The organism is Rhodococcus sp. HNM0563, from assembly GCF_012726195.1.
Classification (GTDB): domain Bacteria; phylum Actinomycetota; class Actinomycetes; order Mycobacteriales; family Mycobacteriaceae; genus Rhodococcus.
Map to the genome: position 1 here is coordinate 282,513 of NZ_JAASAF010000007.1, position 21,506 is coordinate 304,018.

Below are 21,506 nucleotides of genomic sequence, written 5' to 3' on the forward strand. Positions count from 1 at the left end.
GCTCACTTCCCGGAGTGTGGCAAGGGCTCGGAAATGGGGAGGGTGCCGAACTGCGCGCGTCAGACAGCCAGACCGTTCCGGTAGGCGTACACCACGGCCTGGACACGGTCGCGCACGTTGAGCTTGGCGAGGATGCGGGAGACGAACGTCTTGACGGTCTCGGGGCTGATCTGGAGGGTCCCGGCGATCTCGCTGTTGGAGAGCCCGTCGGCGATGAGACGCAGAACCTCCAGTTCGCGTGGGGTCAGCGGCACGTCGGGAAGGGCCGCGCCGTCGGCAGGGCGGATTCGGGTGGCGTAGCGGCCCACGAGCTGGCGGGTGACATCGGGATCGAGCAGCGCCGCACCACCGGCCACCGTACGTATGCCGTGGAGGAGCTGGGCCGGAGGAGCCTCTTTGAGCAGGAACCCCGAAGCTCCGGCACGCAGCGCGTCATACACGTACTCGTCGAGATTGAAGGTGGTCACCACCAGCACTTTGGCCGGTCGGGCCACCCCTGCCCCGGACAACAACCGGGTAGCCTCGATGCCGTCGAGCACAGGCATACGGATATCCATCACGACGACATCCGGGTGCACCTGGCCGGCCAGGTCGACTGCAGTCCGGCCGTCGCCGCATGCGCCCACCACCTCCATGTCCGGTTGGGCATCGATGATCGTCACGAGTCCGGTGCGGACCAGCATCTGGTCGTCGCAGACCAAGACACGAATCGGGTCGGTCACGAAGGATTCCCCGCCGGGATGCGGGCAGAAACGAGATAGCCGCCGTCCATCAAGTTCTCAGTGCGGAAGTCGCCGCCCAGAATGTCGACTCGCTCACGGAGCCCGGCCAGTCCGCGCCCGCTGCCTCCGGGGTCCGGGAGGGACGAACCGCTACCGTCGGTCCCGACCGTCACGGTTATCTCCTTCTCTCCGTGAGAAACCTGGACGGAGGTCCGGCCGCCGTGATCGTACTTGAGCGCATTCGTCAAAGCTTCCTGGACCACGCGGTAGGCGACGAGGTCGGCGCTTCCCGCGGACGCAGCCGGGCAGCCTTCCTCGGTGAACTCGACCGGTTGCCCGGCACGGCGGGTCTGTTCGATGAGTGTGTGCAGTCGACCCACGGCCGGCGTCCGGTCTCCGAGCCCGTGATCGGGGTCGAGCAGGTTGAGGATATGCCGCAAGTCGGTGATGGCTTTGCGACCGGTGTCGGAGACGTCGGTCAACACCCCATCGAGGCGTTCGGGAGCCGCAGTCAGATAGCGCGCCGCTTCGGCCTGCACGATCATTGCGGTCACATGATGGGTGACGACATCGTGCAACTCGCGGGCGATGTGAATGCGTTCCGCAGTGCGGGTGTCCTCGGCAACGCGTCGACGGTGCTCGGACTCCGCGATGCGGGCCGTGCGCACCCAGGCGCCGATACCCCAAGGAAGCGTCAACGCCAGGTAGAAGGTGACGAACTCGCTGGGCGGTTCACCTGCCCCGATCCAGGTGAGCGAGACGGCGAATGCCACGTAGACCACCGAGAACGCGACTGCCGTGACATACCGGTACCGATGCAGATGGGCGCCGACGCTGAACAACGCGATGCACAGGCCGATGCCGGCGAAGGAATGGTAGCCGCGGAGCTGGTCGAGGCAGAAGCCGAGCGAGACCAAGGCGAGGCAGACGACCGGCAACCGGCGGCGAATGGCGAGTGGAAGACACTCCAGAGCAAGTGCGACAAATGCCAGCGCATCGGTGGGGCGGGTCGCCAGATCGCCGATCTGGGTCCCGTTGCTGCGGAAGCCCGGCAGATACGAGATGACGATCAGCACCACCCCGAGGGCCAGATCCCGAGCGGTGACATCGAGACGGCGCCAGGCCTGTCCTGTCTGCCCGAGCACCGGTCCGAGTCCGATCACCGGCCGAGTGTAGCGGGGGCAGCATTTCGGTCGGCGCGCCCACGCCGCGGCACAATCTGGCCGCGGCGTCGCGCCAGCCACAGGAACGCGAGCGTCACCAGCACACAGAACACGACCGAATACAGACTTCCTTCCGGGCCGAAACTACCGCCGGTGACCAGCGTGGAACCTGAGGTCGAAGTCTGCAACAGTCCGGATGTGGCGGCGTTTCCCGAAACCTCGCTGCTGAAAATGCCTGCCGCGGCGAAGTTCCAGCCGAAGTGCAGCCCGATCGGCAGCCACAGACTGCGGGTCGCAATGTATACAGCCGTGAGCATGCCACCGGCTTCGATCGCGACCGCGAGGCCACCCCACACGGTGGCGTGCTCGTTGAACAGGTGCACCATGCCGAACAGGAGGCCGGTCCCGACCATCGCGATCCACGTACCCACGCGTTCCTCCGCGATCCGGAACAGGACGCCGCGGAAGAGCAACTCCTCGGTGACGGCAGCTGCGGCCATGAACCCGATCATCCCCAACGCCCCCGTTACCGAGCCCCAACCCTCGACGTCGTAGTTTCCGAGGAGAGCAAGATTCACAATCACCAAGGCGAAAAGCGCGATACCGATGAGCGTCCCCCACCCCATGGCCTGCCAGGCTCCGCGTCGGGCCAGTTCGGTGGTGGGCCGGTGCTCGGTGCGTCGCACCACCCAGCGGTAGACCCACAGGGCAGATACTGCCGCACACACGCCGACAAACGCTGTGAGCCAAGCATTCCCGTCTACAGCAAACAGGACCTGACTGCCGATGAACGACACCGCCGCGACGGCCAGGAGCTGTAGGACGAATCTCATGAAGATCCCTTCGTCGGCGCCGCGGGCCCCGAGCGCCGCGATCGTTTCGAACCTACGGATCCAGTGCCTCGAAATCGTCACCCGACAGTACTGACCTGCGCGTAGCTCTCGTGGGGGACAACGTCGCTCCAGAAGGTGGCGGACACGGTTCCCGCTGACCGGACCTGACGTGACGGGAATTTGGCTTACGAGTCGTTCGAAATCCTTTTGAGTGTGCAGTTATCGGCATGATTTGGTCCTGAACCCGCCAACAACTGCACACTCAACTGTCTCTCCGGCAGAGCTCGAGGTAAGAATCAGTCATGGCTGAGTTGGCGCGCGGACAGAACACCACCATCGGCACCGGAGCTGTGACGGCATCGGTGACGGGAGCGAAGCAGGGGACCGTCGACCTGATGGTCTTCCAGCTCGGGGCCGACGGCAAAGTCCGTAGCGACACCGACTTCGTGTTCTTCAACCAGCCAGCGTCGCCAGAAGGTGCTGTCCGGTTGGTCGCCGCCGACCGCGTCTCCATCGACCTCACCGCCATCCCGCCCGCGATCGAACGTCTCTCGATCGCAGTTGCACTCGACGACAGCGTCTCCGGCAGTCTCGCCTCCGTACCCGGACTCGGAGTCGACGTCGCTCATCCCACTGGCGCTGCGACTGCGAAAGCTCTCGATCTGACCAGCGAACGCGCTGCAGTGCTCCTCGAGGTCTACCGGCGCAACGGTGAGTGGAAGATCCGCAATGTCTCCGCCGGCTGGGATTCCGGCCTGTCCGGTCTCGTCACCGAGCACGGTGTGCAGGTCGACGACGCGCCTCCTGCGCCTGCACCGGCCGAGGACGGCGTGCGCACCGTCGCGGGCGAGGAGAAGCTGTCGCTCGAGAAGCGCCAGAAGCTCGACCTGCGCAAGCGTGAGGTCGCCAAGGTGCTCCTCGACAAGGGGGCGCCCGGGGTGCGGGCACGCGTCGTTCTCGTCATCGACAAGACCGGCAGCATGCATCGCCAGTATTCGAAGAAGCGCATCCACGAAGTCGTCGAACGCATGGTGCCGATCGCCGTGCAGGTCGACGACGACGGAAAGCTCGAGCCCTACCTGTACGCGGTGTCGTTTGCTCGGCTTCCCGACATCGCTGTCCACGAAGTCGAAGAGTGGTCGTCGACCTACCTGCACCTGGGCGGTGTGCATGGCGGTATCGATTACAAGCGCATCGGCGGGTTCAACGACGAACTGCCGATCATGGGCGAGATCATCTCCTCGCTCAGACCAGGAGCAACGATGCCCACCCTGGTGTTGTTCTTCACCGACGGCGGCTTCAGTCAGAAGAAGCAGATCAGCGCGCTGATGAAAGAAGCGGCCGCGCTGCCTGCATTCTGGCAGTTCGTCGGGCTCGGGAAGGCCGACTACGGGGTCCTCGAAAGTCTCGACACCATGGAGGGACGCGTTGTCGACAACGCCGGATTCTTCAGCGTCGACGACATCGGGAAGATCAGCGACGCAGAGCTCTACCGCCGGTTGCTCAGCGAATTTCCGGACTGGCTGCGTGCAGCCCGAGCGGCGGGCATCGTTCGGTAGTGCGCGTGCCGCCCGGAGGGCTCGCTCAGCCGACAGGCACGAGTTCCGGAGCGTCGACCGAGTCGGGGGTGCGCCGTTCGCGCACAACGGCTATCGCGGTGAGCAGCACGCCGACTGCCGTCCACCCCGCCAGTACAGCCCAGGCGAACGCAGTGCTCGCGTCTGGGAAGTACGAGAGTTCTTTCAGCAGTGTCGCGCCCGCGCCGGGCGGGAACCACTGGCCGATCGCGCCCCACGGTGAGAGCAGGAACTCGACGGGCATGGTGGCAGCCGAAATGGGGTTGGCGACGAGCATCATCAGCACGGCGCCGATCCCGATGCCGGGAGCGCCGATCAGGCTGCGGAGTCCGACGATGGGTGCCGTGATCGCGACGAGCGCGAACCCGATTGCAGCGGCGTTCGTCCAGTAGTTGCCCTGCAATGCCCCGAACATGCCCTGCAGGATGGCGCCGAGCAGCAGTCCCCCGACCACTCCGTATGCCACGAGCGCGGCAAGGCGGTGGGATGCGCGCGAAACACCGAACGAGATGAGGACGGCGCCTGCCATCCCACCCAGAACGAGCGGGAACGCGGCGACACTCAGCTTCACCCCGCGCGCATCCGAATCGGAGAAGGGTACGACGTCGGTCACCGGAACCTCGGCCTGCGGGATGGTGAAGGAGATCGGCGCGTTCGCGGCGGCAGGGTCGGCGAGACGCTGCGCGATCGCGGCTTCGGTAGCCGTCCGCAGTTGCGCGTCGATCTGCTGCTGCATGCCGGTCGCGATGCCCTGAAGCATCGCCGCGACTTGGGCATTCGCCGCAGTGGCGACGAGGACCTCGGGCGTGTCGGTGGGGCTGTCGCCGAGGATGATCGCGCCGTAGATCTCGCGTCGCTCGATCGCGGCAACCGCTGCGTCGCGGGTGTCCTCCTCGGTGAGGAGTAGTGCGTCGCCGGACTGAGCTTCGAGCATCCCGGTGGTCTGTGCGACGGATGCGGCGGGACCGACGATTCCGACGGGCACGTCGCGCGGTTCGGAGGTGACGGCCGGCCACGCGAATGCCAGCAGGACGACGCCGACGATGACGGCTGCGCCGGCGGCGAGGGCGATGGCGCGTGCAATCGGTGGCGTACCTGTCGCCGGTGGGGTGGCGCTCATGATGCTCCAATCAAAAAGAATATTCGTTCTTTATAGTGAGGTCGGCTAGAGTGGCTTGTCAACAACGATGCTGTGAACAGGAGAAATGTCGTGCCGAGGGTGAGTGAGGCGCATCGTGTCGCGCGGCGGGCAGAGATCATCGACGCGGCCCTACGGTGTTTCACCCGTGCGGGCTACCAGCGCACATCGATGGCCGACATCATTGCCGAGTCCGGCTTGTCGGCCGGTGCCATCTACGGCTACTTCAGCGGCAAGCAGCAATTGCTCGTCGCGGTCGCCGACCACATCCTCAGCGACCGGCACACTGCACTGGACACCGGCGGCGTGTTTGCAGGAGCGAGGAGCCCAGGAGATGTCGCTGTCGGCATCATACGGACGCTTACCGAAGACCTGCACACCTTCGCGGGCGGCGATTACGGAAGGGCGATCCTGCAGGTGTGGGCCGAAGCCACCATCGACCCCGAGATCCGCGAACTCGCACAGTTCGTCATCGGGCGGCTACACGGGGCGATCACTGATGCACTCGTCGAATGCGCGGAAGCAGACCCGGACGTGCTTCCCGCCGGAGCTGTCGACTCTCACACCTGGGCGGCCGGATACGCACCGGTGGTGCTCGGCGTGGTCCAGGGCTTCATCGTGCAGCAGTCCCTGTACGACAACTTCGACGGCGATGCCTACATTGCAGCCGCGGTCGAGATGCTGTGAGGCGCGCGTGAACTTGTGTGGATTCGAGCCCGGTATCCGGGCTCGAATCCACACTATCGGCCCGTGGTTCCGTCGATGAGCTCGCGGAGGATGTCTGCGTGCCCGGCGTGGCGGCCGGTCTCCTCGATCATGTGCGCCAGCGCCCACCGCGCACTCGGCCCCGGACGCTCACCGGCTCCGTGTGGAATCGGCGCGGCAAGGTCCGTGCACTTGTCCAGCATCACGTTGGATTGTTCGACGGCAGCGCGGTAGCGGGTAACGACACTCTCGACGGTGTCTGTGGAATCACAACGAAATGTCTTCGGCCAATTGGTGGTTCGGCGGCCTAGGAAGATCGACTTCTCGACGTGAGCGAGGTGTTTCAGCAGGCCGAGCAGGCTGGTGCCCGACGGAATGCCCGCGGTGCGCACCTCGGGCTCGGGGGTGGTCTCGACCTTGGTTGCGATCGATGTGCGGAGGTAGTCCAGGAAGCCGCGCAGCACCTCGGCCTCGCTGTTGCCGGTCTTCGGTGGCGGGGCGTCGCGGCGTCGGTTCACAGTCATGACGATCGTCCTCGGTCGGCGTCGCCCCGATTGGGTTCGGAGGTGGTCATGGAAGGTTTGGTCATGGGATCCACGCTCGCACCCGGTATTGCATCGAAGCCAGGGGCCTTGCAGGATTGCAAAATGAGGGTGCCCGGTTGGGTCGAGGAGGCGCGATGGATGACGAGGTGCTCCGCGCGGTCGGTCCACGGCTTCGAGGGTTCCGGCAATCGCTCGGGCTGAGCCTCGACGAGCTGTCCGCACGTAGCGGGATTACGGCCAGCACGCTCTCCCGTCTCGAGCGGGGTCTGGTGCGTCCGAGTTTGGAGCAGCTGCTTCCACTCGCCCGGGTCTATGGACTCCCACTGGACGAACTCGTCGCTGCCCCGCGCGTCGGTGATCCGAGAGTTCATCTGAAGCCTGTGCGTAAGGACGGTCTGACCTTCATCCCGCTGGGCGTCCACGCCGGGGGCATACGGGGATTCAAGGTGATCTACCCGCCCAGTGGTGTGGCGAGCCCGGTGAAGTACAACACCCATCCGGGGCGAGGGTGGTTCTACGTCCTCAGCGGCACGGTGACCTTGGCGTTGTCCGACGAGCGCACCACCCTCGGGGCGGGCGAGGCGGCAGAGTTCGCCACCACGACTCCGCACTGGATCGCCAACGCCCACAAGGACCGACCCGCCGAGATCATCGCTCTGTACAGCGTGCAGGGCGAACGTGTCCACGTCACCGATATTTGAACACCACGACCGCAGGAAGCTGAGGGGCGATCCGTGTCGTGCTGGGCAACTCGAGAAGGACGCCCTTCGGGCGGCTGTGCTTGACCATGCGGAGACCCTGCGGGTCCCTGAGCTTGCCTTCGGCCCCTTCCCCAACGCTGCCCGGTCGCCATGTCCCGATAGACCGTCTCGGCCAGCACTTTTGGCCCCACGTCGAAAGTGACGTGTGGCTCGCGCTGGACCCGGTCGTTCGTGTCGACCCTCACGATCGGGTGCTCCACCACCAGCTGTGGAGACGAGGAATACTGGTGCCCAGTCGGTTTCGAACCGTGGGAATGGCACCCCGGTTCGCAGCGTCGATGCGCTGACGTCGGACTGTGGGAGATGAGCGACGATGCCTGCCCGCTGTGCCGTGGTTACCGGAACGGCCCTTGTGCACGCCGGTGCAGGCGGCAAACACCTCGGGCCCCTCGACCGGCTGCCGGAGCAGGATCGAGGGGTGAGAAGGTCAGGACGTCGATGAACTTGGAGGCCAGAAGAGGTGGCCGGCGCGTGAGAAGGCGCTCGCGGCTCGTTGCTGGTGCACGCCTCTGTGGGGCGTGTGGATAGAATCCACCGTACGGTGCATGACAGCTCTTTCTGTCGTGTGCCCAGACCCCGGTTCGGTGTTGGCGCACCGGCCGGGGTCGACCTAATTTCAAGGTCAGTGGAGGGATGGTCCCACGTGCGGCGGAAGCCGTCAACTGGTAGGGACCCGTCGGAGTCTCGGCATAGGCATTGCTGATGTATTGAATCGGAGATGTGTCTTTGCGTCACGCATCGCGAACTGTTGAACTGCGTTAATCCTCAGGTTCGCGAAACCCGGATCCGTACTCGGGTCCCGGGTCGTTCGATTGGAGTACTGCCGATGCGCATCGGAACGATGATCACCTACAGCGGTGGGTTCGCCGAGACCGTCGAGGAGGCAGCTGATCTCGAACGCGCCGGACTCGACATCATCTTCATGGCAGAGGCGTACTCGTTCGACGCCGTCAGTCAGCTCGGCTACCTCGCAGCGAAGACCAAGACGGTGCAGCTGGCGTCCGGTATTTTTCAGATCTACACACGCACCCCGTCGCTGATGGCGATGACGGCGGCCGGCCTCGACTACGTGTCGGACGGCCGGTTCGTGCTCGGCATCGGCGCATCAGGGCCGCAGGTGATCGAAGGTTTCCACGGCGTGCCGTACGACTCCCCGCTGGGCCGCACCCGCGAACTCGTCGACATCTGCAGGCAGGTGTGGCGACGCGAACCGGTCCGCCACGACGGCAAGCACTACCAGATCCCTCTCCCGGCGGACAAGGGCACCGGTCTCGGCAAACCGCTGAAGCTGATCAACCATCCGGTGCGCGACCGCATCCCGATCGTCATTGCAGCATTGGGACCGAAGAACGTGGCGCTCACAGCTGAGCTTGCCGAGGGCTGGCAGCCGATCTTCTACCATCCCGAGCGGGCGCAGGATGTGTGGGGCGAATCGTTGGCGAAGGGCGCGGCACGTCGTGATTCGTCGCTCGGCGAACTCGAGGTCTATGCCGGACCTGCTCTCGCAATCGGAGACGACGTCGGTCACCTGCTCAATGCGGTCAAGCCTCACCTCGCCCTCTACATCGGCGGAATGGGTGCGCGCGGCAAGAACTTCTACAACGACCTCGCATGCCGATATGGATACGAAGCGGAAGCCAAGACCATCCAGGATCTGTACCTGGACGGCAAGAAAGACGAGGCCGCTGCGGCCGTGCCCGACGATCTCGTACGCGCAATCTCGCTGATCGGGCCTGAAGGCTACGTACGCGAACGGGTCGCTGCGTTCAAGGAGTCCGGCGCGACGACGCTGAACGTCCGGGCCCTCGCCCCCGACGCGGCGGGCCGTGTCGCGCAGATCGAGAAGCTGCGCGCCATCGTGGATGCGTGACGGTCTGCGGGTGGCCTGTCCGAACGCGGCTACGTACACCTGGGACATCACGAAGTTGCCCGGCTCGATGACGACGCCGTTCAGGTGAGGAAGGAGAGCGGTTAGGGGCGCGAAGTCACACCGGGATAATCTTGGTCTATCGCATATTTCCGCTGATCAGCGGCATGCTTTCGTCTTCACGGAAAGTGCGCCAGATCCTTGAAACTGCCCAGTTCCGCGAACTGAAACTGCTCACTTGTGTGGCACCGCCAAACAGGGCGGGACTCCCTCGATGCTGATGGTCTCTGACCATGCACCAGCATCCGAGAAGGGCCCTATCAGACGCTCACACGCCAGATCCGCGCCCGCGCACTACGCCCGGTCTGCGTCCAGTGCGCGAACGCGACACAACGCCCCAACGCGTGCATCGAACATCCAGCAGGTGAAGAGACCCAATGGGATTGGCTGGAACTACCGAATCCTCCCGCATCGTGGCGATGGGGTGCGAAAGCATTCCTTCTGGTCGGCTCGCTGGCACATTCGGGCCGGTGGCGCGCCTATCTGGCCCCGGACATGACCCGCCCACAGGTTATCGCCGGGATCGACCGCGTCACCCGCCGCTTCGGGGGCCTGACCAGGACGTGGCAGTTCGATCGCATGGCCACGGTCTGCCACCCGGCCAGTGGTGAGGTCACCGCCGAGTTCGCGGCCGTGGCCAAGCACTACGGGGTGTCGGTGGCGATCTGCCCACCAAGGCGCGGCAACCGCAAAGGCGTCGTCGAGGCCGCCAACAAAGGCGCCGCGCAGCGTTGGTGGCGCACCCTCGCCGACGACCTCACCGTCGAACAGGCCCAGGCTAGTGTGGACAAGTTCTGCTCGCTGCGGGGACACCCGCATGCGCGCCACCGCCGACGGCAAGTACACCGTGGCCACCGTCGCCGAACGCGAACCCCTCGCACCGCCGCCGGTCAGTCCGTTCCCGGCGATCGTGACCGAAATCCGGCAAGTATCCCGGCAGGCCTTGGTGGCGTGGCGCGGCAACACCTATTCGGTGCCCCCAGAGCTGGCGATGGCCGAGGTGACGGTCAGCGAGCGCCCCGGTGATGGACATATCGACATCGCGACCACCACGGGGAGTGTGATCGCCCGGCATCGGTGCGCCTCACCGGGCGTCGGCATCGCGGTCCGCGATCACGGGCATATTCTCGCCCTCGATGCCGCCGCATTGGCGGCCGCGGTCACCGGTGGTCGTCCGCACCGCAGCAAGGAACGCATCCCACCCGGCGAGCTGGCGCGCAGCGAGGCAGAGATATTGCGCTGCAACACAATCGAATCAGCATCGTCCGACGTCGACGCGACGGCGATCGACATGAGCGTCTACGAACGCGCCGCACAGAACGGGACCACACTGCCATGGGTACCACGAACATCGGATCGGCCGCACCGCACTCCCAAGCGGCGATCTCGATGTATCAGCAGCTCCGCACTCATCTGGCCATCCTCAAGCTCGAGGCCGCCGCTGAGGCTTTACCTCGGGTTCTCGATGAGGCCGCGGCGCAGCAGTGGTCGATGACGCAGACGCTCGAGCATCTGTTGTCGGTCGAGGTCGAGGCCACCGAAGCCCGCCGCCTGGCCGGCCGGTTGCGGTTCGCGTGCCTGCCGACCCCGGCCACGCTGGACTCGTTCGACTTCACCTCGGAGTTTCGAGGGATAGCCGCGATAATGTCACTTTTCGTCGGTCACCCCGCACACACCGGGAGTGACAAACCCCCAGGACAGAAAAATGCCCGAAATATCCGAAAAGAGAGGTGTCGCGAACAGCCGCATCCAGCGTCATCCGGCTCGAAACAGGGCCGGGAACACGCAACGGCCACGTGCAGGACTCGCGTCCCTCACTGTACCGGACGAGACCGGTCTACCTGCATGTTTCCGCGAATCACGTTCTTCGGACTGAGACTTCCCATCGGGATGTCAGTTCGATGAGCTGGGTTTTTCCCATCCCTGTCAGAGAACCTTCCCACTCGATGTCAGTGGGCCCGGCGCGGGGTTGACCTGGGGAATGTGGCGGAGGCATAGGATTTCGCGACAGATCAGGATGAATCCGTCCTGGTCGAAGGAGAGTGCAGCGCCGGATGTTGCTCATCCCCAGGTCCGACTCGGCCACTGACATCGAAACGGGAATCGCTACTGACACTCCCTCGGGAATTCTCAGCTGAGAGTGGGTGCGTGAACGTGGAACGCCCCGCTCTCGGCCGACCTGAGCCGCCACGTCCGCCGCTGAGTCCGACGAAGACGGGTTTCTCGGGCGGCTATCACCGATCAGGGTCGTCGTACGGGTGCGCCGTGACCATGGACAACCACCGCGCGTCCCACCGATGCCGAGGCGGAAGCGTCAACCCGCAGGCCACGGCGGATTCCCGCACAAAGCGGCCCTTGCCGCCGAGACCGCCGCGGAACAACGCATTGTGCGGTTCGGCGCCACGCACAGCCTGAAAGGTGCGGGCGGCGCCCAGCAACGGACGCGCCGGGGCGGGGATGGCATACGCGCCGAGTTCGGCGCGGCGGCGGGATTCGAACACCAGGACATCAGCGGGTCCACTGAGTGCGGTCAGCGGTATCGAGACCAGGGTGCCGTAGCCGACGCCGGTGATCAGAACGGTAGCGAGTGCACCGGCACGGACGGGATGGGCGATCGGTGGTGGTATCGAGATTAGAAGGTCGACAGTGTCAGGGCCGCGTAGCTACCCCGGAAGAAAACAACGGGGCTGCCGCTGGTTGCCGCGTCGAAGTTGGTCACTTGGCCGAGGGCAATGGTGTGGTCGCCACCATCGTGTTCGGCCCAAAGCTGACAGTCGATCCATGCGAGTGACCCTAGGATGAGTGGCGCACCCCCGGGCGATTGGACCCATCTCACGCCCTCGAACTTATCTTTACCCGGCCGGCCGAACCGCGCGCTGACGTCTGCTTGATCTTCGGCGAGAACATTGACGCAGAACGAGCCGATGTTGCGGATGGACGGCCAGGTCGTCGATGTCCGGCCTGGGCTGAGCATGATCAACCGCGGATCGAGCGAGAGCGATGCGAAGGATTGGCAAGTGAACCCGATGGGTCGTCCCTTATCGAGAGCGGTCACCACCACGATACCGCTGCAGAACCTCCCCAGAACGTCGCGGAACCGCTCGATATCCGCGTCAGCGGGAGACTTGGATTGTCCCGTCATGCTGTATCGCTACCTCCTCAAGGAATCATAGTGACGTGGCGCCGAGAATCAGGCCACTCGTGGGAACCGCGGTTCCCGCCGTGACCATCACATTCTCGACGTGTTCGGGCTGGTTGGTGGACGACCTCCGCAGCAACCGGACCGCCTCGGCGATGCCGTTGACGCCGTGCAGATACGCCTCACCGACCTGGCCACCGTGCGTGTTGCTCGGCAGCCGGCCGCCGATCTCCAGATTGCCCTCTCTGATGAAGTCCTTGGCCTCGCCGACTCCGCAGAAGCCGAGTTCCTCGAGCTGGGGAAGCACCAGCGGAGTGAAGTGGTCGTAGAGGACCGCGGCATCGATGTCGTCCGGCGTCAGACCGGCCTGTGCGTACAGTTGGCGGCCTACCAGACCCATCTCCGGGATACCAGAGATGTCGGGACGGTAGTAGCTCGTCATCATGTGCTGGTCCTTACCGCTGCCCTGGGCGGCGCCCTTGATGATCGCGGGCGTGTTGCGCAGGTCCTTCGCACGCTCGGCGGAGACGATGACCAGCGCCTGCCCACCGTCGGTCTCCTGGCAGCAGTCCAGCAGGTGCAGCGGCTCCGAGATCCACCGAGAATTCTGGTGGTCCTCCAGCGTGATCGGCTTGCCGTAGAACCACGCGGCCGGGTTGTTCGCGGCGTGCTTGCGGGCCACCACCGCAACACGGCCGAAGTCCTCACTGGTAGCGCCGTACTGGTGCATGTAGCGGCGGGCGAACATCGCGACCCACTGTGCGGGTGTCGCCAGCCCCTGCGGGGTCAGCCACGCGTACGCGGCGCGGTCCGCGGTCGAGTCCATCGGACGGTCGTGCTGGCCCAGGCCGAAGCGCATACCCGAACGTTCGTTGAAGGCACGGTAGACCACCACCACATCGGCGACCCCGGTCGCCACGGCCATCGCGGCCTGTTGCACCGACCCACACGCGGCACCGCCGCCGTACCCGATCCGGGAGAAGAACTTCAGCTCCCCCAGCCCGCAGTTGCGGGCGACGAGGATCTCACCGTTGGTCTCCATCGTGAAGGTGGACAGACCGTCGACCTCGGACGGGTCGATACCGGCGTCGGCGAGCGCGGCAACAACCGCCTCGCACGCGAGCTGCAGCTCGGAACGACCGGACTTCTTGGAGAACTCGGTGGCGCCGATACCGACGATCGCGGCGGCACCCGAGAGCGGACTCGGCGACATCAGGCATCCTTCCCTTCACCGGCCGGATACGCGACCGTGACCGTGCCCGAGAGGTGGTTGCCCAGGCTGTTCGCGCCGACGACCCGCACTTCGACGACACCGTCCTTCTTCGACAGCACCTCGCCGGTCATCGTCATGGTGTCGCCCGCATAGTTGGGGGCGCCGAGCCGGATCTTCACGCGACGCACCGTCACGTAGGGGCCGGCCCAGTCGGTGACGAATCGTCCGGCCAGCCCGTTGCTGGTGAGGATGTTCATGAACACGTCCTTCGAGCCGCGTTCGCGCGCCAGCTCGGGGTCGTGGTGCACGTCCTGGAAGTCACGCGTGGCGATCGCGGTGGCCACGATCAGCGTGCGGGTGAGCGGGATCGCCAGCTCGGGCAGCACCTCGCCGACCACGATGTCGTCGTAACTGCAACCCGTGATGGTGTCGGCGGCGGTCATGCGACCACCTCCGCACCGGCCGCGAGCTGCGCGCCGAGACGCGCGAGGTCGGACGCCGCGCCACCGAGGGTGGCACCGATCTGCTTGCCCCACAGCAGGTGGCGGTGCACCGGGTAGTCGGTGTCGACACCCATACCGCCGTGGACGTGCGTGGTCCTGTGCACGACACGCTGCCCGCCGTCGGTAGCCCACCACTTCGCAACGAGCACGGACGTACCGGGCTCCTGGCCTTCGGCCAGCAGCCACGCGGCCTGCCACAGCGTCACGCGCATTGCCTGGAGGTCGATGTAGCAGTCGGCCAGCTGATGGTTGACGGCCTGGAACGTCGCGAGCGGGCGCCCGAACTGGTGCCGGCCGTTGAGGTATGTCACCGCCTGCGCCACGGCACCGGAACCGACGCCGAGCGAGAGCGCCGAGAGCGCGAGCTCGACCCGGTCGAGCAACCATTGTGCGGTTCTGCCGTCAGCGGGGCCGAGCAGCTCTGCGTGAGCCTCATCGAACGTGAGGTTGCCGCAGATCTCCCAGTTGGTGGACTGCGTCTGCTCCACCGACACACCTGGGGCGGCCAGGTCGACGACGAACAGCGCAGCGCCGGTGGGAGTGGTTGCCGAGACGATCGCATGGTCGGCGACGTGCGTGATCGGGACAACAGCTTTGGCGCCGGTCAGGGTCCATCGACCACCGGCTTCGGTGGCCGTGGTCTGCGGGTCACCGTCGACGTACGGACCGAACTCCTCGAGACCGATGGTCAGGAAACTGCTGCCGTCGGCGACGCCGGGGACGAGCGCAGTGCGCTGGGTGTCGGTGCCGAACTCGACGACTGCGAGGGCTGCGAGGGCCGTCTGCCAGATCGGCACCGGTGCGACGTGCCGGCCCTGCTGCTCGAGCAGTACGTACAGTTCGGCCAGGCCGAGTCCGCCACCGCCGTATTCCTCGGGCAGGGCGATGCCGAGCAGACCCGTGGTCACGAGTTCGCGCCACAGGTCCCGGTCGATGCGCTCGTCGCCCAGTTCGACCTGCTTGACGCGGTCGATGCCGGCTTTGCTGGTGAAAACCTCGTCGGCGAGGGTGCGAATTGCCTCTTGCTCTTCGCTGAAGTTGAAGTCCATCAGTGCTCCTCCCGTGTGGCCGGCCGGAACGCGGGCAGCGTCAGATCCGGGTCGGCGTCGATCCAGTCCAGGTCCACTGCCATGCCGACCTCGACATCCTCCGGTGCGACACCGGTCATGTTCGCGATGAGGCGGGTGCCCTCGTCGAGCTCGACGGTCGCCACGACGAGCGGATACTCGAAGCCGGGGATCTGCGGATGGTGGTTGACGACAAAGCTGTAGACGTGGCCACGACCCGACGCGTCGACCGTGTCCCACTCGAGCGACCTGCACTGACCGCACATCGGTCCGGTGGGGTGCCGCAGGGTGCTGCAGGCCGTGCAGCGCTGGATCACCAGGCGGTGTTCCTTCGCAGCCTCGAACCAGAAGGCGTTGTCGGCGTTGAGCGCCGGGCGCGGACGCAATCCCGTGGGCTTCTCGGCGGCCTTCGGCCGGAAACGGAGCGTGCGCCACCGCTGGGTCGCGACGACCTCGTCATCACCGTTGCGATAGGTCTTGAGGGTGGTCACGAAATGTCCGACACCGAGTCCGGTGGACTTCTCGCCGGAGATGTCCTCGATCACCTCGGTGAACGACACCCGGTCGCCGGGACGCAGCTCGGTGAAGAACTCGAAGTCGGAGTCGGTGGCGACGACAGAGCTGAATCCGGCACCGTCGAGCGTGGCGATCAGATCCGTCCACACCTGGGACGGATCGTTGTTCGCCATCTTGTCGACGAACGTACGCATGATCCACACCTGCGTCATGAGTGCGGGCGCGACGGCACCGTCCCGTCCGGTGGCACGTGCGGCATCGTCGTCGAGGTGGATGGGGTTGGTGTCGCCCATGGTCTCGACCCAGTGCCGGATCATCGGGGTGTTGACCTCGTCCGGTCCCCACGTCGTGGGGACGAGGGTCTTGCCCTCGAATGCCGCGAGCTCGGTGAGGAATTCGCTCACTTGACCCTCTTCTCACGCACGAGCCCGAGGCCCATCGTGCCGACCATGTCGCGCAGCACCTCGTTGACGCCGCCGCCGAACGTGTTGACCATGCCCTGTCGCGAGATCTGCTCGATCTGACCGGCCAGCAGCGCACCCGGCGACTCCGGACGGATACGACCCGCAGCACCGAGAATGCCGAGCAGCGTGCGATAGACGTCGATGTGCGTCTCGGTACCGTAGGCCTTGGTGGCGCCGGCGTCGGCACCGGACAGGGTGTCCGCCGCGACGGCCGCAGTCATCTTCCAGTTCAGCAGGCGCATCGCCTCGAGCTTCGCGTGTGTGCGCGCAAACTCCTGCTGCACCCAGGGGATCTCGATGGCACCGTTCTCCCTGGCCCAGTCGAGGGTCTGCTGCCACAGGCCGTAGGTGCGTCCGCCGATCGCAGCCAGACCGACGCGCTCGTGATTGAGCTGCGCGGCGATCAGCTGCCAACCGCCGTTGACCTCACCGATGACGTCCTTGCGCGGCACCCTGATGCCGCTGTAGTACGTCGATGTGGTTTGGAGACCGCCGACCGTGTTGATCGGTGACCAGGAGAACCCCTCATCGTCGGTAGGCACGACCAGGATCGAGATGCCCTTGTGCTTGGGTACCTCAGGATCGGTGCGGCATGCGAGCCACACGTAGTCGGCGGTGTTTGCACCGGAGGTGAAGATCTTGTTGCCGTCGACCACGAACTCTTCGCCGTCGAGGACGGCGCGGGTCTTGAGCGAGGCGAGGTCGGTGCCGGCCTCGGGCTCGGTGTAGCCGATCGCGAAGACGATGTCGCCGGAGAGGATGCCCGGCAGGAAACGTTCCTTCTGTTCCTCGGTGCCGTACTTCATCAGCGTCGGCCCGACGGTGTTCACCGTGACGAACGGGAACGGCAGACCGGCGCGCTGCACCTCGTCGAAGAAGACGAACTGTTCCTCGATCGAGCGGCCCTGTCCGCCGTACTCCACAGGCCAGCCGATACCCAGCCAACCGTCCTGTCCCAGCAGTGTGACGACCTCGCGGAAGTACTCGCCACCCACGCCCTGTTCTCCGGCCTTGCGCCGCTTCTCCTCCGGCATCAGGCACGCGAAATACGCGCGCAACTCCCTACGGAGCGCGAGCTGTTCGGGGGATTCCCGTAAATCCATCAATGCTCTCCCTATCAACAAAGGTCGGTGGTTCTGCTTGCAGACAAGAACGTCCAAACGAGAAATGGAGCGAAGGGGGCAATTCAACGGTCATCGCGTTGATGCGACCTTGTCCCAGTGGCAGGGAACTTGTGGATGTCCCTACAAGGCGTTTCGAGACTCGTGCGGACCAAGCACCGTAGCCTGCTGCTCGGACACGCGTATTCGATGGATATCGCGGCTCGTCATTTCAGACGCCCAGGAAGCGCTGGCGGCCGAAGGTAACGAACTCGGCCTCGAGCGCAGCCTTGTCGTCGTCGGACATCTGCTTGTAGACCGGCTCGCCGCGACCCTCCCAGCGGTAAACCGGCTCGACGGTGCGCCACAGGTCTGCCTGCAGCTCACGCTTGAGGACCTTGTTGGAACCGGTGATAGGCAGGTTCGTCGACACACGGACGAACCGCGGGATCGCCTTCGTTCCCAGATGATTCTGACCGGCAATGTATTCGGCGAATTTGACGGCATCGAACGACTCGAGGGACTCCACCTCGATCGCTGCCATCACTTGGTCACCTGAACGCGGGTCGGGGATTGCGTACACACCCGACGCGATGACTTCGGGGTGCCGGCGCAGCACGCGCTCGATCATCAACGCCGACGTGTTCTCGCCGTCCACCCGGATCCAGTCACCCTTGCGTCCGGCGAAGTAGATGAAGCCGCCCTCGTCGATGTAACCGAGGTCGCCGGTCCAATACCAGCCGTGCTTGATGCGGTCGGCGTCGGCGGCATCGTTCTTGTAGTAGCCTTCGAACGCGCGCGCACCCTCCGTGTTGATCATCTCGCCGATGGCCTCGTCCGGGTTCAACACGAGGCCGTGCTCGTCGAGGATCGCGCGAGCGCACTCTTTCTGAGTCTCGGGGTTCACGATCAAGATGCCTGCGTGTGCCGGACGTCCGAGCGCGCCCTCGGGCGCGTCGGGATCGAGTGTGACCGAACCTCCGCCTTCCGACGAGCCGTATCCCTCGAGCAGCTCGGCGCCGAAGCGGCGCACGAACTCGGCCTTGTCCTCAGGTGAGGCTTCGGTGCCGAAACCGCGCTCGAGTTTGTTGTCATTGTCGTCGGGCTGCTCCGGCGTCGCCATCAGGTACGCGAGCGCCTTGCCGACGTACGTGAAGAATGTTGCTCCGTAGAACTTCACGTCGGGCAGGAAGCCGGAGGCGGAGAACTTGCGCGCTTCCGGTAGGCACACCGTGGCGCCGTTTGCGAGCGCCGGGGCCCACAGTGCCATCAGCGCGTTGCCGTGGAACAGCGGCATCGGGCAGTAATCGACGTCGTCGCGTTTGTGACCATACCTCTTGGTGTTGGCGTACGCCTGGCGCGACAGGCGGCCCTGACTGCACTTGACGCCCTTCGACATGCCGGTGGTGCCGGAGGTGAACAGCAGCAGGTACAGACTGAACTCGTCGATGCCGGCGGCCATCGCGGGCTCGACTCGGTGCGCGTGGAGCCGCTCGTGGTAGTCCGGGGCGTCGACCAGGACGAAGCGGTCCTCGGTGAGACCGAGGTCGAGGTCCTTCAGCTTGTCCATGCCCGCCGTGTCGGTGACGATCAGCTGGCAGTCGACGTACCGGATCTCGGCCGCGACTTCAGTGGCGCCACGGGTCGGGTTGATTCCGACGATGGTCGCGCCGGTGAGCGCGGCACCGCCGAGCCAGAAGAGGAACTCGGGCACGTTCTCGAGCAGGACGCCGATGTGGAACGGCCCGTCGACCCGCAGTGACCGTGCGAGCTGACCGCACGAGGCGCTCGCACGGACAACTTCGTCCCACGTCCAGTCCTGTTCGCGGGTGCGGAGACCGAGGTGTTGGTCCCCGACGCGATCGAGCAGCATCTCGGCAATCGTGGTGCGCTCCGACATAGTATCTCCAATCGATGAGCAGGAGTGCCCCGAACGATGATGGCAACTGGCTACTTTCGACTACCGAACCGATTTCGTTGCCATTGTGCCCGGGACGATTGATTCCCTGATCCGGGTTCGGGGAGCGTAGGCGATGATGGACCGTTTGGTGGGTTCCGGGTATTCCAGTTGTACAGGGTCCCAACAGCGTCGCGAATAGTCGCTTGCGCCTCGGGTGCCCACGCCGTCGACGGTGCGGCCGTCGTGTTTTCTCCAGGCTGAGCTGACCTTTGAGGGTCTGGTTCGCCGATCTTCGGGTTCGCCGTTGCTCACATGATCGGCATCCTGTCATCGGCACACATACTGGGTATAACTTGAACCCGGAGAAGAAGTGGAAGTGCGAAGCGAGTCGCCGGCGTCCCTGGCTGAGCCCGGAACGCTTGACCGGTACCCGGTACCGGCCACCCGGAACCGGGGTTGCATTGGCAACGGCAGGTCGTCGTGCCGCGGCGCAGAGAGCTGTACGGATCCGAATCATGGTGGTCCACAATCTCCGTGCTGCGTTGAATCGCGTGTGCTAGATGGGCTGGGTGGGCAGGTAGGGGAACATTGCACGCGGTGCCCTGTTGGTGTAGGCGTGCCGGATCCAGCGACGTTCGCATCCGAGCCCGAGCAGCACCTGCGCGACAGTGAGCAGTGTCGGCGTCGGTCCTGGGGTCGTCGACTGCGTCCCGGGGCGCGGGGCGAGATGATCGTCGAGGGCAGCACACAGTTCGGTCAGGAGGGTTGTCAGGTCTTTCGTCGCACATTGATGTTGAACCCTCCCTCTGCATCCTTGCGTTTCGTCTCACCGATCCGTCATCAGCCAGTTTTCGGAACCACCATCTAGTCGCGCAAAATTCCCCTGCCGTGCACAGAAGAGGTGGGGACAGATTCGACCTTTGGAAACATGGCAGGGTCTTCCTGGTCGCGCCGGACGATGGTGCATTCACCGGCGCAACCGCCGATCTGATCGTCAACAGATCAGCCGAGGGAATGGGCAGTACTGCGAGATCATTACGTTCACCCAACCGTAGATCACGAACTATTGTCAGTCAATCAGTCGATGGGCTCGTCCGAGTGGACTCGTGGATTACACGCGCACAATCAGGCATGTTAGCGACTGTCGGCGAACGCAAGCCTGAATCCAAGAGTCAGTCAATCAATTGATCAACTCTCAATCGATTGGTTGACAAGGCGGGTGACGTCGGTCACTATTGATCGCGTGTCTCGTGTGCTGATCCTAGGCCGACGGTGGACCTCAGTTGCCCGGGGCCGCGAACCGAACGAGGTCACACGCGGGCCAGTCGGCTCGCCAGAGAATTCTCACCGAAGATCGGAGACCTGTGACCCTTTTGGATGACTACAGCGACACCACTCGTGGCCCCTCTGTCACGGACGAACTGCACTACCACGAGGCTGGCGACGGGCATCCTCTCGTCCTGCTGCATGGGTCAGGGCCTGGAGTGTCCGGTTGGTCGAACTTCTCGAAGAATCTCCCCGTCTTCGCACGCAAATTCCGCACAATCGTTGTCGATATGCCCGGGTTCGGTGCCAGTCCTGATATGGAGTACGACCGTCCGTACCCCGAGATTGCGGCGCAGGCGATCGTCACACTCCTTGATGACCTCGGCATCGAGAAGACCCACCTGCTCGGCAACTCGATGGGCGGATGGGTCTCGCTCGAAACGGCCGCGCTCGCACCGGAACGAATCGGACGCATGGTCTTGATGGGTCCGGGCGGCCTCTACGCGCCGCTGCTCGGGCCGATGATGAGTGAAGGGGCCCGACGTCTACATGAGTTCTTGGCCGAACCGAGCCGCCAGAACCTCGAGGCGTGGGTCGACTCCATGGTCTACGACCAGGCAACTATCACACCGCAACTGCTCGACGAGCGCTGGTCCAACGCCACCGCGCCCCGGGCAATCGAACGCATGCGTGCGGTGATGGCGTCGCTGCGCCTGCCCGGGAAGGCGCCGCTGTGGGCCCGTACCGACGAGATCCGACACGAAACACTGGTCACCTGGGGTCGTGACGACCGGATGCTCCCTCCGGACGGCGCCCTCTTCGCGCTGCGACGCATGCCGAAGGCTGACCTGCACATCCTCGGCGAGTGCGGGCATTGGGCTCAGGTTGAGCGCAAGCATGACTTCGAATCGCTCGCCACGGCATTCCTCACCCGCTGAATCCCTTCTCTCGCAGGCGAAAAGGAACC

General features: G+C 64.9%; 18 protein-coding genes and 2 pseudogenes. 7 read left to right on the plus strand and 13 right to left on the minus strand.

What is annotated here, in order from left to right:
- Positions 1-59: 59 nt before the first annotated feature.
- The 3 genes from HCA61_RS18310 to HCA61_RS18320 are packed head-to-tail and all read right to left on the minus strand — an operon-like array spanning position 60 to position 2,718.
- Positions 60-722 (minus strand): response regulator transcription factor, encoded by a 663-nt coding sequence (locus HCA61_RS18310; protein WP_169689611.1) that lies wholly within the window; start codon positions 720-722, stop codon positions 60-62.
- Positions 719-1,885, minus strand: coding sequence for a histidine kinase (locus HCA61_RS26855; RefSeq protein ID WP_206040252.1), 1,167 nt, complete (start codon positions 1,883-1,885; stop codon positions 719-721). Before HCA61_RS26855 ends, HCA61_RS18310 begins: the two co-directional genes overlap by 4 nt.
- Positions 1,882-2,718, minus strand: a complete 837-nt coding sequence (locus tag HCA61_RS18320) for a type II CAAX endopeptidase family protein (protein WP_169689662.1) — start codon at positions 2,716-2,718, stop codon at positions 1,882-1,884. The genes HCA61_RS26855 and HCA61_RS18320 overlap by 4 nt, the downstream gene beginning before the upstream one ends.
- Positions 2,719-3,020: 302 nt before the next feature.
- Between HCA61_RS18320 and HCA61_RS18325 the strand changes: the two genes are divergently transcribed.
- Positions 3,021-4,277 carry a VWA domain-containing protein gene (locus HCA61_RS18325; protein WP_169689612.1) on the plus strand — a complete coding sequence of 419 codons (1,257 nt, stop codon included), beginning with the start codon at positions 3,021-3,023 and terminating at the stop codon, positions 4,275-4,277.
- A 25-nt stretch (positions 4,278-4,302) separates the two neighbouring features.
- Here HCA61_RS18325 and HCA61_RS18330 read toward each other — a convergent pair whose 3' ends face one another.
- Complete coding sequence (locus tag HCA61_RS18330) at positions 4,303-5,415, minus strand: ABC transporter permease (protein ID WP_169689613.1); 1,113 nt, start codon at positions 5,413-5,415, stop codon at positions 4,303-4,305.
- Positions 5,416-5,505: 90 nt separating this feature from the next.
- Between HCA61_RS18330 and HCA61_RS18335 the strand changes: the two genes are divergently transcribed.
- Complete coding sequence (locus tag HCA61_RS18335; protein WP_169689614.1) at positions 5,506-6,120, plus strand: TetR/AcrR family transcriptional regulator; 615 nt, start codon at positions 5,506-5,508, stop codon at positions 6,118-6,120.
- 53 nt (positions 6,121-6,173) lie between these two features.
- Here the strand turns inward: HCA61_RS18335 and HCA61_RS18340 are convergent, their stop codons facing one another.
- Entirely contained in the window at positions 6,174-6,662 is a 489-nt protein-coding gene (locus HCA61_RS18340; RefSeq protein ID WP_169689615.1) for a DinB family protein, read from the minus strand.
- 155 nt (positions 6,663-6,817) lie between these two features.
- On the opposite strand from HCA61_RS18340, the gene HCA61_RS18345 reads away from it, so the two are divergent.
- The 4 genes and pseudogenes from HCA61_RS18345 to HCA61_RS26405 all read left to right on the plus strand — a co-directional run.
- Positions 6,818-7,384, plus strand: coding sequence for a helix-turn-helix domain-containing protein (locus tag HCA61_RS18345; protein ID WP_169689616.1), 567 nt, complete (start codon positions 6,818-6,820; stop codon positions 7,382-7,384).
- Between the two features lie 886 nt (positions 7,385-8,270).
- Complete coding sequence (locus HCA61_RS18350; protein WP_169689617.1) at positions 8,271-9,314, plus strand: LLM class F420-dependent oxidoreductase; 1,044 nt, start codon at positions 8,271-8,273, stop codon at positions 9,312-9,314.
- 315 nt (positions 9,315-9,629) lie between these two features.
- A pseudogene (locus HCA61_RS18355) lies at positions 9,630-10,689 on the plus strand (IS21 family transposase); the annotation flags it as partial.
- Positions 10,690-10,706: 17 nt separating this feature from the next.
- A pseudogene (locus HCA61_RS26405) lies at positions 10,707-10,991 on the plus strand (ATP-binding protein); the annotation flags it as partial.
- A 614-nt stretch (positions 10,992-11,605) separates the two neighbouring features.
- On the opposite strand, the gene HCA61_RS18360 reads toward HCA61_RS26405, so the two are convergent.
- The 8 genes from HCA61_RS18360 to HCA61_RS18395 all read right to left on the minus strand — a co-directional run bounded on the left by HCA61_RS18360 (position 11,606) and on the right by HCA61_RS18395 (position 19,273).
- Positions 11,606-11,872 (minus strand): hypothetical protein, encoded by a 267-nt coding sequence (locus HCA61_RS18360; protein ID WP_169689618.1) that lies wholly within the window; start codon positions 11,870-11,872, stop codon positions 11,606-11,608.
- A 131-nt stretch (positions 11,873-12,003) separates the two neighbouring features.
- Positions 12,004-12,513 (minus strand): flavin reductase family protein, encoded by a 510-nt coding sequence (locus tag HCA61_RS18365; RefSeq protein WP_169689619.1) that lies wholly within the window; start codon positions 12,511-12,513, stop codon positions 12,004-12,006.
- Between the two features lie 25 nt (positions 12,514-12,538).
- Complete coding sequence (locus HCA61_RS18370; protein ID WP_169689620.1) at positions 12,539-13,723, minus strand: lipid-transfer protein; 1,185 nt, start codon at positions 13,721-13,723, stop codon at positions 12,539-12,541.
- On the minus strand, positions 13,723-14,166 hold the full coding sequence (locus HCA61_RS18375) for a MaoC family dehydratase (protein WP_169689621.1): 444 nt from the start codon (positions 14,164-14,166) through the stop codon (positions 13,723-13,725). The genes HCA61_RS18370 and HCA61_RS18375 overlap by 1 nt, the downstream gene beginning before the upstream one ends.
- Positions 14,163-15,275 (minus strand): acyl-CoA dehydrogenase family protein, encoded by a 1,113-nt coding sequence (locus tag HCA61_RS18380; RefSeq protein ID WP_169689622.1) that lies wholly within the window; start codon positions 15,273-15,275, stop codon positions 14,163-14,165. The genes HCA61_RS18375 and HCA61_RS18380 overlap by 4 nt, the downstream gene beginning before the upstream one ends.
- Entirely contained in the window at positions 15,275-16,213 is a 939-nt protein-coding gene (locus tag HCA61_RS18385; RefSeq protein WP_169689623.1) for a MaoC family dehydratase N-terminal domain-containing protein, read from the minus strand. The genes HCA61_RS18380 and HCA61_RS18385 overlap by 1 nt, the downstream gene beginning before the upstream one ends.
- Positions 16,210-17,376: an acyl-CoA dehydrogenase family protein gene (locus HCA61_RS18390; protein ID WP_169689624.1), complete on the minus strand. Its 1,167-nt coding sequence runs from the start codon at positions 17,374-17,376 to the stop codon at positions 16,210-16,212. The genes HCA61_RS18385 and HCA61_RS18390 overlap by 4 nt, the downstream gene beginning before the upstream one ends.
- A gap of 229 nt (positions 17,377-17,605) precedes the next feature.
- Entirely contained in the window at positions 17,606-19,273 is a 1,668-nt protein-coding gene (locus HCA61_RS18395; protein WP_169689625.1) for an AMP-binding protein, read from the minus strand.
- Positions 19,274-20,637: 1,364 nt separating this feature from the next.
- Between HCA61_RS18395 and HCA61_RS18400 the strand changes: the two genes are divergently transcribed.
- Complete coding sequence (locus HCA61_RS18400; RefSeq protein ID WP_346777592.1) at positions 20,638-21,477, plus strand: alpha/beta fold hydrolase; 840 nt, start codon at positions 20,638-20,640, stop codon at positions 21,475-21,477.
- The last annotated feature ends 29 nt before the right edge of the window (positions 21,478-21,506 follow it).

Coding starts and splice junctions, on each gene's coding strand:
- HCA61_RS18320 (WP_169689662.1), bottom strand. CDS start 2,718: ATGAGATTCGTCCTACAGCTCCTGGCCGTCGCGGCGGTGTCGTTCATC.
- HCA61_RS18325 (WP_169689612.1), top strand. CDS start 3,021: ATGGCTGAGTTGGCGCGCGGACAGAACACCACCATCGGCACCGGAGCT.
- HCA61_RS18330 (WP_169689613.1), bottom strand. CDS start 5,415: ATGAGCGCCACCCCACCGGCGACAGGTACGCCACCGATTGCACGCGCC.
- HCA61_RS18340 (WP_169689615.1), bottom strand. CDS start 6,662: ATGACTGTGAACCGACGCCGCGACGCCCCGCCACCGAAGACCGGCAAC.
- HCA61_RS18345 (WP_169689616.1), top strand. CDS start 6,818: ATGGATGACGAGGTGCTCCGCGCGGTCGGTCCACGGCTTCGAGGGTTC.
- HCA61_RS18350 (WP_169689617.1), top strand. CDS start 8,271: ATGCGCATCGGAACGATGATCACCTACAGCGGTGGGTTCGCCGAGACC.
- HCA61_RS18365 (WP_169689619.1), bottom strand. CDS start 12,513: ATGACGGGACAATCCAAGTCTCCCGCTGACGCGGATATCGAGCGGTTC.
- HCA61_RS18370 (WP_169689620.1), bottom strand. CDS start 13,723: ATGTCGCCGAGTCCGCTCTCGGGTGCCGCCGCGATCGTCGGTATCGGC.
- HCA61_RS18375 (WP_169689621.1), bottom strand. CDS start 14,166: ATGACCGCCGCCGACACCATCACGGGTTGCAGTTACGACGACATCGTG.
- HCA61_RS18380 (WP_169689622.1), bottom strand. CDS start 15,275: ATGGACTTCAACTTCAGCGAAGAGCAAGAGGCAATTCGCACCCTCGCC.
- HCA61_RS18390 (WP_169689624.1), bottom strand. CDS start 17,376: ATGGATTTACGGGAATCCCCCGAACAGCTCGCGCTCCGTAGGGAGTTG.
- HCA61_RS18395 (WP_169689625.1), bottom strand. CDS start 19,273: ATGTCGGAGCGCACCACGATTGCCGAGATGCTGCTCGATCGCGTCGGG.